Annotated in this window: 1 protein-coding gene; it reads right to left on the bottom strand. The window is 49.7% G+C overall.

The genetic code is table 11. The features are described from left to right. Window positions 1-597: extracellular solute-binding protein (locus NE664_12740; protein MCQ4727503.1), on the bottom strand; the 597-nt coding region annotated here is incomplete at both ends.

Genomic DNA, 597 nt, shown 5'->3' with positions numbered 1-597 from the left:
CAATGGTAAATCCATATCTGTTTGGCGGATCTGCCACCGCAGTCACTGTATTTAGCAGTTCATCCCAGTTTTTCGGAACAGACAGATTTTTTTCCTCCAGCACATCCTTGCGGTACCACATGACATAAGAATGAAGGTAATAGGGTATTCCCAGAATTGTATCCCCATCCGTAAAGTTATCCAGCGGTTTTTCAAGGAAATAATCTTCTCCCAGTGCATCGATCAGAGGATTCATGGGCAGTACTGCGCCCGCCTGATTAATTGCAAATAAGTTGTCCGGATTTACGCTGCTGACATCAGGCAGCGCCCCGGCAGCCAGCCCGGCTGTCCATTTCTGAGTGAATACATTCCAGGGATATACCTCTACATTGATCGTCACATTGGGATGTTCTTTCATATATTCGGCTACCATCTCATCAATATAATCCTTGCGGGCCCCCTCCGTAAATGTATGCCAGTATGTAATCGTCTTTTTCGTTCCATCATCGGTAATGGCCGCCATGGGATCCACAGTCTCGCTCTCCTGGCCTGCGGCCGCGGCAGTACTTTCCGCTGCCGGAGCCCCCGTCTCCTTCTGCCCGTTTCCTCCGCTGCATC

It is taken from the genome of Anaerotignum faecicola (assembly GCA_024460105.1).
In the GTDB taxonomy this organism is placed as follows: Bacteria; Bacillota; Clostridia; order Lachnospirales; family Anaerotignaceae; genus JANFXS01.
This window is presented reverse-complemented; position numbering and strand designations above follow the sequence as displayed.